The 12,313-nt window shown below is 71.1% G+C and carries 9 protein-coding genes and 1 pseudogene; 7 read left to right on the top strand and 3 right to left on the bottom strand.

Features of this window, described 5'->3' with window-relative positions; all coding sequences use genetic code 11:
* The first annotated feature begins 38 nt into the window (after positions 1 to 38).
* The 4 genes from G515_RS0115710 (at position 39) to mshC (ending at position 3,703) form a co-directional block, all read left to right on the top strand.
* Positions 39 to 767 carry a histidine phosphatase family protein gene (locus tag G515_RS0115710; protein ID WP_028660909.1) on the top strand — a complete coding sequence of 243 codons (729 nt, stop codon included), beginning with the start codon at positions 39 to 41 and terminating at the stop codon, positions 765 to 767.
* 230 nt (positions 768 to 997) lie between these two features.
* On the top strand, positions 998 to 1,597 hold the full coding sequence (locus tag G515_RS0115705) for a DUF3090 domain-containing protein (protein ID WP_028660908.1): 600 nt from the start codon (positions 998 to 1,000) through the stop codon (positions 1,595 to 1,597).
* 4 nt (positions 1,598 to 1,601) lie between these two features.
* Positions 1,602 to 2,405 (top strand): SCO1664 family protein, encoded by an 804-nt coding sequence (locus tag G515_RS0115700; RefSeq protein ID WP_036555881.1) that lies wholly within the window; start codon positions 1,602 to 1,604, stop codon positions 2,403 to 2,405.
* A gap of 56 nt (positions 2,406 to 2,461) precedes the next feature.
* The gene (gene mshC / locus G515_RS0115695) at positions 2,462 to 3,703 is read left to right on the top strand and encodes a cysteine--1-D-myo-inosityl 2-amino-2-deoxy-alpha-D-glucopyranoside ligase (RefSeq protein ID WP_028660906.1); all 1,242 of its coding nucleotides are present in this window, start codon (positions 2,462 to 2,464) and stop codon (positions 3,701 to 3,703) included.
* 84 nt (positions 3,704 to 3,787) lie between these two features.
* On the opposite strand, the gene G515_RS0115690 is transcribed toward mshC, so the two are convergent.
* Positions 3,788 to 4,636 carry a PAC2 family protein gene (locus G515_RS0115690; RefSeq protein WP_028660905.1) on the bottom strand — a complete coding sequence of 283 codons (849 nt, stop codon included), beginning with the start codon at positions 4,634 to 4,636 and terminating at the stop codon, positions 3,788 to 3,790.
* A 188-nt stretch (positions 4,637 to 4,824) separates the two neighbouring features.
* On the opposite strand from G515_RS0115690, the gene metH reads away from it, so the two are divergent.
* The gene (metH, locus tag G515_RS0115685) at positions 4,825 to 8,583 is read left to right on the top strand and encodes a methionine synthase (protein ID WP_051218472.1); all 3,759 of its coding nucleotides are present in this window, start codon (positions 4,825 to 4,827) and stop codon (positions 8,581 to 8,583) included.
* Positions 8,584 to 8,708: 125 nt separating this feature from the next.
* Here metH and G515_RS0115680 read toward each other — a convergent pair whose 3' ends face one another.
* Positions 8,709 to 9,242: a GNAT family N-acetyltransferase gene (locus G515_RS0115680; RefSeq protein WP_028660903.1), complete on the bottom strand. Its 534-nt coding sequence runs from the start codon at positions 9,240 to 9,242 to the stop codon at positions 8,709 to 8,711.
* Between the two features lie 95 nt (positions 9,243 to 9,337).
* Here G515_RS0115680 and G515_RS23130 point away from each other — a divergent pair.
* Positions 9,338 to 9,955 (top strand): annotated as a pseudogene (locus tag G515_RS23130) (HAD family hydrolase); the annotation flags it as partial.
* Between the two features lie 24 nt (positions 9,956 to 9,979).
* On the opposite strand, the gene G515_RS21825 reads toward G515_RS23130, so the two are convergent.
* Positions 9,980 to 10,996 carry a RecB family exonuclease gene (locus tag G515_RS21825; RefSeq protein ID WP_245565436.1) on the bottom strand — a complete coding sequence of 339 codons (1,017 nt, stop codon included), beginning with the start codon at positions 10,994 to 10,996 and terminating at the stop codon, positions 9,980 to 9,982.
* Positions 10,997 to 11,098: 102 nt separating this feature from the next.
* On the opposite strand from G515_RS21825, the gene G515_RS0115670 reads away from it, so the two are divergent.
* A complete protein-coding gene (locus tag G515_RS0115670) occupies positions 11,099 to 12,253 on the top strand; it encodes a site-2 protease family protein (protein ID WP_028660902.1) in 1,155 nt (384 codons plus the stop codon).
* Positions 12,254 to 12,313: the final 60 nt, after the last annotated feature.

Here is a 12,313-nt window from a genome sequence, read left to right as displayed (position 1 = left end):
TACGGTAGGCGTCGCCGGACTCCCGTAGGGTGAGCGACATGGCCACCGTGATCCTGCTCCGCCACGGCCGATCCACCGCCAACACCGGGGGGATCCTCGCGGGACGGATGCCGGGTGTGGACCTGGACGACACCGGTCGTGAGCAGGCCCGTCGGGCGGGGGAGCGGACCGTCGGCGTGCCCCTGGCCCGGGTGGTCTCCAGCCCTCTGGAGCGGTGCCGCCGGACCACCGAACTCGTGCTCGCGGCCCGTGGGGAGGACGCCGAGATCCGGACCGAGCCGGGACTTGCCGAGTGCGACTACGGCGACTGGCAGGGCCGCGCCCTCTCCGCACTCACCAAGGAGCCGTTGTGGCGGGTGGTGCAGAGCCAGCCCTCGGCGGCGGTCTTCCCGGGGGGCGAGTCCCTGGCGGCGATGCAGGCCCGTGCGGTCGAGGCCGTACGCCGACACGACGCCGAGGTCGAGGCCGCGCACGGCGCCGCCGCGGTGTGGCTGGCGGTGAGTCACGGCGACCTGATCAAGGCGATCCTGGCGGACGCGCTCGGTATGCATCTGGACCTGTTCCAGCGGCTGCACGTGGACCCGGCGTCCCTGTCGGTGGTGCGCTACACCGAGGCGCGCCCGCTGGTGCTCGGTTCCAACACGCATCGGGGCAGCCTGGACTGGCTGGCCGCGCGCACCGAGGAGCCGGACGATGCGGCCGGGGCGGCCGCGGCCGGCGACGCCGTGGTCGGTGGAGGCGCCGGACCCGGACTCGGGGCGTCCTGACTAGAGTCTTGTCGGCCGGCAGGTGCGGGCGTGCCCCCAGCACGCTCACCCCTGCCTTCTCCGGAGAGGCGGATCGACGGCGGCGTCGCGAGCCGCGCGCGGCGAGCGCGTCCGGCAAGCCTCGGGAGCGAGGGCATGTCGGAGCCCGTCCGCGAGCCCGGCGCCGTCGGCGTACCGCATCGCGGCGCGCAACGCACTGGATCGATCAGCGGTTGCCTAGGGTGGGGGGCATGCCAGTCGTGCATTCATTCGATCCGCCCGAGCGATTCGTGGTCGGCACCGTCGGCGAGCCCGGCGCGCGGGCGTTCTTCCTGCAGGCGCGCAGCGGCCCCCGCATGGTCAGTGTCGCCTGCGAGAAGCAGCACGTGGCAGCCCTTGCCGAGCGCATCGACGAACTCCTCGACGAGGTGATGCGTTCCTCGACGACGGTCGTGCCGGCCGTGGCGCCGTGGGACATGGACGACAACGACCCGTTGGAGCAGCCGATCGAGGAGGAGTTCCAGGTCGGCACCCTCACGCTCTCCTGGGATCCCGGTGACGAGCGGGTGGTCATCGAGGTGCTTCCCCTCACCGAGGTCACCCTGGTGGACCCCGAGGAGTCGGTGACGGGGGAGGAGATCGCCGCGCTGGCCGAGGCCGAGGACGAACCGGAGGAACTCGTCATCGTGCGGATGCCGCCGGCGGCGGCTCGGTCCTTCGTCAAGCGGGCCCGGCAGGTGATCGGGGCGGGGCGTCCCGACTGCCCCTTCTGCGGCCGGCCGGTCGACCCCCAGGGACACCTGTGTGTGCGGGCCAACGGTTTCAAGCGCCGTGATCCCTCCGGGGAGTGACCCGGTGACCGACCCGTTCGGAGCGGATCCCGGGTGGGAAGAAGGGGGCGACGTCGATCTCGCCGAGGGTGAACTCCGCCTGCACGGCCGAGTGATGCCCGCGTCCAACGCCACCTTCGTGGGCACCATCGGCGAGGTCACGGTGGTCTACAAGCCGATCGCCGGTGAGCGCCCGCTGTGGGACTTTCCCGAGGGCAATCTGGCCCGCCGGGAGGTGGCCGCCTACCGGGTCTCCGAGGCCACCGGCTGGGGACTGGTGCCCACCACATGGCTGCGTGAGGGGCCGCACGGGCCCGGCATGGTCCAGCGCTGGATCGACACTGCCGACGAGCACGAGGCCGTGACCCTGGTGCCCGAGGGGCGTACCCCGGAGGGCTACCTCCACGTATTCGACGGCCTCGACGCCGAGGACCGTCCGATCTCCCTGATCCACGAGGACACCCCGGCGCTTCGCCGGATCGCCGTGCTCGACACCATCATCAACAACGCCGACCGCAAGGGCGGGCACGTCCTGGAGGGGCAGGCCGGCCACCGCTGGGGGATCGACCACGGGATCGCCTTCCACCGGGAGCCCAAGCTGCGTACGGTGCTGTGGGGTTGGGCGGGCGAACCGATCTCAGAGGACGAGCGCGACGCGGTCACCGCCGTACTCGTGGCGCTGGCCGGTGACCTTGGGGAGTCGCTGGCCCCCCTGCTCGCCGACCCCGACCTCGACGCGCTGGAACGCCGGTGCGTGGCACTACTGCAGGAGGGCACCCTGCCGATCCCGACCGGTGAGTGGCCGCCGATCCCCTGGCCGCCCTTCTGAGGCCCCGGACGCGGACAGCATTCTGCGCGTTGGGCGCGCGCCAGTAGAGTGCGGGCATGCGTGCCTGGCCTGCCCCGGAGTTCCCGAAGCTGCCTGTCCAGGGGCCGGAGGTGACGCTCTACGACACCTCCAGCCGTGGACGGGTCGAGACCCGGCCCGAGGGGACCGCCGGGCTCTACGTCTGCGGGATCACGCCGTACGACGCCACCCACATGGGCCACGCCAACACCTACGTGGCCTTCGACCTGCTGCACCGCGCCTGGCGCAACGCCGGTCACGCGGTCCACTACGCCCACAACGTCACCGATGTGGACGACCCGCTCCTGGAGCGTGCCGACAAGGTCGGGGTCGACTGGGTAGAACTGGCCGAGCGCGAGACCGAGCTCTACCGGCAGGACATGGCCGCTCTGCGGGTGCTGCCCCCGCAGACCTTCACCGGTGCGGTCGAGTCGATCCCGCTGGTGATCACCCTGATCCAGCAGTTGCAGGAGGCCGGCGCGGTCTATCGGGTCGACGACGACCTGTACTTCTCGGTCACCGCCGACGCGGCCTTCGGCGAGGAGTCGGGGCTGGTCCGCGACGTCATGCTGGAACTCTTCGCCGAGCGGGGCGGCGACCCCGAGCGGGCAGGGAAGAAGGACCCCCTCGACGCGCTGGTCTGGCGCGCCGAGCGGCCGGACGAGCCGGCCTGGGAGAGCCCGTTCGGGCGGGGTCGCCCCGGCTGGCACATCGAGTGCGCGGCGATCGCCCTGGACGCCCTCGGCACCGGGTTCACCGTCCAGGCCGGCGGGTCGGACCTCGTCTTCCCGCACCACGAGATCTGTGCCGGCCACGTCCAGGTCGCCCGGCCGGGCGAGCGCTTCGCGCAGCTCTACAGCCATGCCGGCATGGTCGGCTACCTCGGCGAGAAGATGTCCAAGTCGCGCGGCAATCTGGTCTTCGTCTCCGCCCTGCGCAACGCCGACATCGACCCGATGGCGATCCGTCTGACCCTCCTGCGGCATCACTACCGCACCGACTGGGAGTGGACCGACGACCAGCTGTTCGCCTCGGTCGACACGATCGCGCAGTGGCGCCAGGCCCTGGCCCTCGGCGCGGGTGCCCCCTCCGCCCCGGTCGTGGCCGACGTGCTCGCGGCACTGGCCGACGACCTCGATGCTCCGAGCGCGGTGGAGCGGGTACAGACCTGGGTCGACCAGACCCTCGGCCGGGCCGGACATCTCGCCGACGCCAGCGATCCCGATGCCACCGTCGCCGTGGCGACCATGCTCGACGCCGCACTGGGCCTGCGTCTGTGATCCTGTCCGGCGCTCGCCGGACCGATCGGGGCTGAGCCACCCCTGAGCCACCCCTGAGCCACCACCGCCGAGCGGTGGCCTGGCTCAGGCGTCGCCCTGGCGACGCTTCAGGTAGCGCTCGAACTCGCGGGCGATCGCCTCGCCGGAGGCCTCGGGGAGCTCGGCCGTGTCGCGGCTCTCCTCGAGGGCGCGCACGTACTCCGCCACGTCCTCGTCGTCCTCGGCGAGTTCGTCGACGCCACGCTCCCAGGCCCGTGCGTCGTCGGGCAGGTCGCCGAGCGGGATGCTGCACTGGAGCAGCTCCTCGAGCCGACCGAGCAGCGCCAGCGTCGCCTTGGGGCACGGCGGCTGGGCGACGTAGTGGGGAACCGCAGCCCAATAGCTGACCGAGGGCATGTCCAGCTTCGTGCAGGCGTCCTGGAAGACCCCGACGATGCCGGTGGGTCCCTCGTAGGAGGACTGCTCGAGGTGCAGCCGGTCGACGAGCTCGGGTTCGCTGGCCGATCCGGTGACGGGGATCGGGCGGGTGTGGGGCGTGTCCGAGAGCAGCGCCCCCAGGGTGATCACCAGCTGCGCGTCCAGCTCCTCGCAGGCGGCCAGCAGTTCCGCGCAGAACTGCCGCCACCGCATGTTCGGCTCGATCCCGCGGATCAGGACGACGTCACGACCGAGACCGGGTGGGGAGGCCACCGAGATCTGCGTGCTCGGCCAGGTGAGCTTGTGCATGCCGGCATCGTCGATACCCACGTGCGGGCGGTTCACCTGGAAGTCGTAGAAGTCCTCGGGGTCCACCGCACCCACCACCCGGGCCTGCCAGACGTCGAGCAGGTGGTCCAGCACTCCGGAGGCGGCGTCCGCGGCGTCGTTCCAGCCCTCGAAGGCGGTGATGACCACCGGGTCGATGAGGTCCGGCGCTTCCTCGATCTCGATCACCCGACCAGCCTAGGAGACGCACCTGCCCGTCGTGGCAAGGCGGCACCGGTAGTGGCCCCGAGCGGATTTCGGGGTGCCTCGGAATCGGTGTCAGGATTCGGGAACGAAGTCCGTCCCGCGGACGCCGCCGCCTACGCTGGACGCGTCGCCCGCCGTATGGTCGGACCGCCACTGAAGGAGACCGCGCCTTGACCCGTCCCACCCCGATCCCGCCCCTGGCCGACGTCTCGGTCGGCTGGCGTCCCGACGCCACCGAGGAGCTGGCCCGGGCGATGCGCGAGCGGATCCTGGTGATCGACGGTGCCATGGGTACGGCGATCCAGCGGGACCGTCCGGACGAGGCAGGCTATCGGGGCGAGCGGTTCGCCGAGCACCACGTGGACGTCGTGGGCAACAACGACCTGCTCACGCTCACCCAGCCCGACATCATCGCCGGCATCCACCGGGAGCACCTCGAGGCCGGCGCCGACCTGATCGAGACCAACACCTTCAACGCCAATGCGGTCTCGCTGGGCGACTACGACATGGTCGACCTGGCCTACGAGCTCAACCTGGCCTCGGCGCGGCTGTCCCGCGGGGTCGCCGACGAGTTCGCGACCACCGACCGGCCCCGCTACGTGGTGGGCACGCTCGGGCCGACGACGCGGACGGCGAGCATCAGCCCCGACGTCAACGACCCGGGGGCGCGCAACGTGTCCTACGAGCAGTTGGTGGCCGCCTACCTCACCGCGGCCCGCGGGCTGGTCGACGGTGGCGCCGACGCGCTCATGGTCGAGACCATCTTCGACACGCTGAACGCCAAGGCGGCGATCTTCGCCCTGGAGACCCTCTTCGAGGAGGCCGGCCGACGGTGGCCGGTGATGATCTCGGGCACCATCACCGACGCCTCCGGCCGGACCCTCTCGGGCCAGGTGACCGAAGCGTTCTGGAACTCCGTACGCCACGTCCGCCCGCTCACGATCGGGCTCAACTGCGCGCTCGGCGCCACCGAGATGCGTCCCTACGTCGCCGAGCTGTCCCGGGTGGCCGACACGTTCGTCTCCTGCCACCCCAACGCCGGCCTGCCCAACGCCTTCGGCGAGTACGACGAGGCGGCCGCCCAGACCGCCGAGGTGATCGCCGAGTTCGCCGACGCCGGGTTCGTCAACCTGGTGGGCGGCTGCTGCGGCACCACCGCCGACCACATCGCCGCGATCGCCAAGGCCGTCTCGGACAAGGAGCCGCGGGTGCCCGCGGAGGTGCCGGCGGTCATGCGGCTGGCCGGCCTGGAGCCGTTCACCCTCGCCGAGGACAGCCTGTTCGTCAACGTCGGCGAGCGCACCAACATCACCGGCTCCGCGCGCTTCCGCAACCTGATCAAGGCCAACGACTACGACACCGCCCTGAGCGTGGCGGCCCAGCAGGTCGAGAACGGCGCCCAGGTCATCGACGTCAACATGGACGAAGGCATGATCGACGGCGTCGCGGCGATGGACCGCTTCTTGAAGCTGATCGCCTCCGAGCCCGACATCAGCCGGGTGCCGCTGATGATCGACTCCTCCAAGTGGGAGGTCATCGAGACCGGCCTGCGGACCGTGCAGGGCAAGCCGATCGTCAACTCCATCTCGCTCAAGGAGGGCGAGGAGAAGTTCCGGGAGCACGCCCGCCTGTGCCGCAAGTACGGCGCCGCGGCGGTCGTGATGGCCTTCGACGAGGACGGCCAGGCCGACAACCTGGAGAAGCGGATCGCGATCTGCCAGCGGGCATACCGGATCCTCGTCGACGAGGTGGGCTTCCCGGCCGAGGACATCGTCTTCGACCCGAACGTGTTCGCCGTCGCGACCGGCATCGAGGAGCACGCGTCGTACGGGCTCGACTTCATCGAGGGCGCGCGCTGGATCAAGGCGAATCTTCCCGGGGCGAAGGTGTCCGGCGGCATCTCCAACGTCTCCTTCTCCTTCCGGGGCAACAACCCCGTCCGCGAGGCGATCCACGCCGTCTTCCTCTACCACGCGATCGCGGCCGGCCTCGACATGGGCATCGTCAACGCCGGTCAGCTGGTGCCTTACTCCGAGGTGGACGCGGAGCTGCGCGAGCGCATCGAGGACGTCATCCTCAATCGTCGCCCGGACGCCGCGGAGCGTCTGCTCGAGATCGCCGACGCGCACAACAAGCAGGGCGAGCAGGCCGAGGCGAGTGCCGAGGAGTGGCGCTCGCTGCCCGTCTCCGAGCGGATCACCCACGCGCTGGTGAAGGGGATCGACACCTACGCCGAGTCCGACACCGAGGAACTGCGCGCCGAGATCGCGGAGCGCGGTGGTCGCCCGATCGAGGTCATCGAGGGTCCGTTGATGGCCGGGATGGACGTGGTCGGCGACCTGTTCGGAGCGGGCAAGATGTTCCTCCCGCAGGTGGTGAAGTCGGCGCGGGTGATGAAGAAGGCGGTCGCCTACCTCATCCCGTTCATCGAGGAGGAGAAGGCCGCCAACCCCGAGTTCGCCAAGGCCAAGGACACCAACGGCACCGTCGTGATGGCCACGGTCAAGGGCGACGTCCACGACATCGGCAAGAACATCGTCGGCGTGGTGCTGCAGTGCAACAACTTCGAGGTGATCGACCTCGGCGTGATGGTGCCGGCGCAGAAGATCCTCGACACCGCCCGCGAGGTCGACGCCGACCTGATCGGCCTCTCCGGGCTGATCACGCCGTCGCTGGACGAGATGGTCGGTTTCGCCGCCGAGATGCAACGGCTCGGCCTGGAGATCCCGCTGCTCATCGGCGGGGCCACCACCAGCCGCGCCCACACGGCGGTGAAGATCGACAAGCAGTACGACGGCCCGGTGGTCTGGGTCAAGGATGCCTCCCGGTCCGTGCCGGTGGCCTCCGCGCTGCTGCACGAGACCAAGCGCGAGCCGCTGCTGGCCGAGCTCCGCGCCGACTACGACGCCCTGCGCAAGCGTCACGCGGAGAAGTCCGCCCGGCCGATCATCACCTATGCGGCGGCTCGTGCGGACGCGACCAAGGTGGACTGGAACGACTACCAGCCCCCGCAGCCCAAGACCCCCGGCGTGCACGTCCTCGACGACTACGACCTGGCCGAGTTGCGCGAATACATCGACTGGCAGCCGTTCTTCAACGCCTGGGAGATGAAGGGGAAGTTCCCCGACATCCTGAACAACCCGACCACGGCGGAGACGGCGCGCAAGCTGTACGACGACGCGCAGGACATGCTGGACCGGATCATCGCGGAGAAGTGGCTGACCGCGCGCGGCGTCTACGGCATCTTCCCCGCGAACGCCATCGGCGACGACACCATCGTCTACACCGACCAGGCCCGCACCGAGCAGCGCGTCGTGCTCCATCACCTCCGCCAGCAGGGCGAGCACCGCTCCGGCGTACCCCACAAGTCGAACGCGGACTTCGTGGCGCCGCTGGAGACCGGGCTGCCCGACCACGTCGGCGCGTTCGCGGTCACCGCCGGACTGGGGGCCTCGGAGCGGATCCAGGCGTTCAAGGCGGACCTCGACGACTACTCCGCCATCCTCCTGGAGGCGCTGGCCGACCGGCTCGCCGAGGCGTTCGCCGAGCGGCTGCACGAGCGCGTGCGCACCGAGTTCTGGGGGTACGCCGAGGAGCAGCTCAGCAACGAGGAGCTGATCGCGGAGCGCTACTCGGGCATCCGCCCCGCGCCGGGCTACCCGGCCTGCCCCGACCACACCGAGAAGCGGACCATCTGGGAGCTCCTCGATGTCGAGGCGGTCACCGGGATCGAGCTCACCGAATCGATGGCGATGTGGCCGGGCGCCTCGGTCTCCGGCCTGTACTTCAGCCTGCCCGAGTCGCAGTACTTCGTGGTGGGCCGGCTGGGCCAGGACCAGGTCGCCGACTACGCGCGCCGCAAGGGCTGGTCGATGGCCGAGGCCGAGCGGTGGCTGGCACCCAACCTGGGCTACGAGCCGGACAGCTGAGCCTCACTGGCGGCGGAGCGTCGGGATGGTTCCGGGGCCGAAAATGCCGTTCCCGGGGCGAGAATCCCGGTCACCTCGTCGGCCGGATGGACGGGCCGAACGAGCCCGGGAGGAGACCTGCGGGCTCACCCGGACGTGGGGCGGTCCGAGCGCAGCACCGCGTACATCACCATGTCTCGCCACTCACCGGCGCGGAAGCAGGCACCCCGCAGGATCCCCTCCCGGGTGAATCCGGCCCGCTCGAGGGAGCGCTGTTCGGCCAGGTTGTCCCGGTCGGTGCTGGCCTCGATGCGGTTCACCCGGGTGTGTGCGAACAGGTAGTCGGCCAGCTGGACCTGGGCCTGCGTGCCCACCCCGCGGCCGCGCTCGGAGCTCAGCAGGGCGATGCCGATGTTCCAGCACGGCGAGGCCGGTCCCTGGAACACCTCGTGCCACTGCACCTCGCCCAGGAACCTGCCGGCTGCGTCGGCGATCGCCAGGCGCCCACCGGTGGGGGAGAGGAAGCCCTCCTCGAACCACAGTCGACGGAGCCGGCCGGGGTGCCGGAAACCGTAGAAGTCGTGCTCGCCCGCCTCGACCGGGTCCTCGTGCAGGCGCTCGAGGAGATCGAGGTCGCCCTCGTCGATGGGACGCAGGCGGATCTGGCCGGTGTCAGGCATGGGAGGAGCGTAGGGCCCGCGTGCCGTTGGTCCCTGGGCGCCTCGCACCACCCACGCTCGCCCGACGCTGGGGTTGCGTGGAGTTCGCCCCGCTGATGGTGGACCCGGAGCCTCCGCGTTCTAGGCTGAGTGGTCGCATCGCAGGCGGCGTCGAGCTTCCGGAGGGCATTCTGAGCACTGCACATTCCCGTCGGCCTGGAGGTTCCGCGGGCGAGGGAGTGCGTCTCCCCGCCGGTGTCCTGTGGGACATGGACGGCACTCTGGTCGATACCGAGCCCTTCTGGATCGAGACCGAGTTCGCGATGGCGCACAAGTACGGCGCCACCTGGTCGCACCAGGACGCCCTGCATTTGGTCGGAAGCGACCTGCTCGACTCGGCGCGCTACCTGATCGCACGGATGAGCCTGGAGCGCACGCCGGAACAGGTCGTCGAGGAACTCCTCGACGGCGTGGTGGCTCGGATCGAGGAGCACGTGCCGTGGCGCCCGGGGGCCCGCGAGCTGCTCGCGGAGCTGCAGCAGGCGGGCGTGCCGTGCGCACTGGTGACGATGTCGTGGCAGCGCTTCGTGGCCCCGGTGCTGGCCGCTCTCCCACCCGGGACCTTCGCCGCGGTCGTCACCGGCGACCAGGTCAGCCGGGGCAAGCCCCACCCGGAGCCGTATCTGGCCGGTGCCGCCGCGCTGGGGCTGGCCCCGACCGAGTGCGTCGCCATCGAGGACTCGGGCACCGGTGCCGCCTCAGCCGAGGCGGCCGGGTGCCGGGTGCTCGTCGTCGAGAACCACGTCTCGGTGCCCGCCGGCCCCGGCCGGGTCTTCCGTGACACCCTCACCGCGCTCGGTCCCGCCGACCTGGGGGCGCTCGCCGCCGAGGACTGACCCGGGGTCGATCGTCCCGGGGTCCTCCACCTCACGGACAGGCAATGGCGGCGGCGTGCCGCCGTACGCCGGGCAGACCGCCCGGTGGGCGCAGAACCGGCACAGCGGACCGGTGCTGGGGCGCCAGTCCCCGGACTCCTCCGCGACCCTGATCGCCGCCCAGATCGCCTCGACCTTGCGCTGGGTGGCCAGGAGATCCTCGACGTCGGGCCGGTAGCTGATGATCTCGCCGTTGCCGAGGTAGACCAGCTGCAGCACCGTGGGGACGACGCCCCGGGTGCGCCACAGGATCAGTGCGTAGACCCGCAGCTGGAACAGCGCCTTCGCCTCGAACCGCTCGCTGGGGGAGCGGGAGGTCTTGTAGTCGACGACCCGGAGGAGTCCGTCGGGGGAGACGTCGAGCCGGTCGATGAACCCGCGCAGGAGAAGCCTGCTGTCGAGCACCGTCTCGACGTACGCCTCCCGCTCGGCCGGCTCGAGCCGCCGGGGATCCTCGAGGGTGAAGTAGCGAGCCAGCGAGGAGCGGCAGGAGCCGAGCCACCCCGCGATCTCCGGGCCCTCCGCCCCGAACAGCTCCTCCAACGCCGGGTCCGCCGCGCTCAGAGCGGCCCAGGTCGGCTCGACCATGGCCGCAGCGCGATCCGGCGTGCGATCACCGGCCGGGAGGTCGAAGAGATCCTCCAGGACCTTGTGCACCAGGGTGCCGCGCAGGGCATCGACGGAGGTCGGCTCCGGCAGCCGGTCGATGGTGCGGAAGCGGTAGAGCAGCGGACAGCTGAGGAAATCGCCGGCCCTGCTGGGGGAGAGCGCGCCGAGCACGTCCACCCCGTCGACCGGCGTGGAGATCCGCTCGGCCGGGGAGGGGGAGATCGTGGACATGGGACCACCCTAGTGTCGGGGTCGGACAGTTCCGGTCCGCTGCGAGGCCGGGGTCCGGAGGGGCTCACCGGACGGGTCGGCAGCCCTGGGTAGGCTCGGAAGGTGCCCGAGACCACGCCTCCGCCGGAGGCCCAGCAGTCCAGCCGTCCGCCCGGCACCTTCCGGATCGGGTCCATCGCGGGTGCCGACGTGCTGGTCTCCTCCTCGTGGTTCCTCATCGCCATCCTGATCGCGGTGCTGGTCTCCCCCAGGGTGGAGGAGGTCACCCCCGGACTCGGGATCTGGAAGTACGTCGCCGGGCTCGCGTTCGCCGTGGTGCTCTACGGCTCCGTGCTCCTGCACGAGGTGTCCCACGCCTACGTGGCCAGGCACTACGGCTATCCCGTCCGCACGATCACCTTGCACTTCCTCGGCGGCGCCACCGCGGTGCAGGGCGAGGCACGGCGGCCCAAGGAGGAGTTCCTCATCGCCGTCGTGGGTCCGCTCACCTCGATCGGGGTGGGCGTGATCGCCCTGGGGCTGTGGTTCGTGACCCCCGAAGGCCTGCTGCAGGTCGCCGTGGAGGGCCTCGTCCTCGCCAACCTCTTCGTGGGTGTGCTCAACCTGATCCCGGGCCTGCCCCTCGACGGCGGCAGGGTCCTCAAGGCCGGCGTCTGGGGACTGACCAGGGACGCCCACCGCGGCACCCTCGTGGCGGGCTGGGTGGGCCGCGGGGTCGCGGTCCTGGCGTTGCTCTGGCCGGCGGCACTCCCGTGGCTGCTCGGGGTCCGGGCCGACTTCTTCGACTACGTCCTCGCCGTGATCGTGGCGGTGTTCCTCTGGACCGGGGCGACCCAGGCGATGGCTTCGGCCCGGTTCCGCTCCCGGCTCCCACAACTGGAGGCGCGACAGCTGGCCCGCCGTACGCTCGCGGTGCCCGGCGAGCTTCCGCTGGCCGAGGCGGTACGCCGCGCGAACGAGGCGCACGCCGGCAGCATCGTCACGGTCGCCACCGACGGACGACCGGTGGGACTGGTCAACGAGTCCGCGGTCCAGGCGACCCCCGAGGACCGCCGCCCCTGGGTCGCCACCGCCTCGGTGGCGCGCACCCTCGAGCGCGGCCTCGCCCTGCCTGTCTCGCTCAGCGGGGAGGCCCTGATCGTCGCGCTCACCCGCACCCCGGCCGAGGAGTACCTCCTGGTCGAGGAGGACGGTGCGGTGGCCGGCGTTCTGGTCACCGCCGACGTCGACGCGGCCTACCGCGCCGCAGGGCGCTGAGCGGACCGTCCATCCCTGATGCTGCTCCGCAATGCGGCGATCGGGTCACGGGCGCACTAA

Origin of the sequence: Nocardioides insulae DSM 17944, assembly GCF_000422825.1 — a bacterium.
GTDB classification, from domain to species: domain Bacteria; phylum Actinomycetota; class Actinomycetes; order Propionibacteriales; family Nocardioidaceae; genus Nocardioides; species Nocardioides insulae.
The sequence above is the reverse complement of the archived record's forward strand: the minus strand, read 5'-3'. Positions and strand labels throughout refer to the sequence as shown.

Excerpts from the sequence above, each read along its gene's own strand:
- G515_RS21825 (WP_245565436.1), bottom strand. The coding sequence starts at position 10,996 with ATGTCCACGATCTCCCCCTCCCCGGCCGAGCGGATCTCCACGCCGGTC.
- G515_RS0115705 (WP_028660908.1), top strand. The coding sequence starts at position 998 with ATGCCAGTCGTGCATTCATTCGATCCGCCCGAGCGATTCGTGGTCGGC.
- G515_RS0115680 (WP_028660903.1), bottom strand. The coding sequence starts at position 9,242 with ATGCCTGACACCGGCCAGATCCGCCTGCGTCCCATCGACGAGGGCGAC.
- G515_RS0115710 (WP_028660909.1), top strand. The coding sequence starts at position 39 with ATGGCCACCGTGATCCTGCTCCGCCACGGCCGATCCACCGCCAACACC.
- mshC (WP_028660906.1), top strand. The coding sequence starts at position 2,462 with ATGCGTGCCTGGCCTGCCCCGGAGTTCCCGAAGCTGCCTGTCCAGGGG.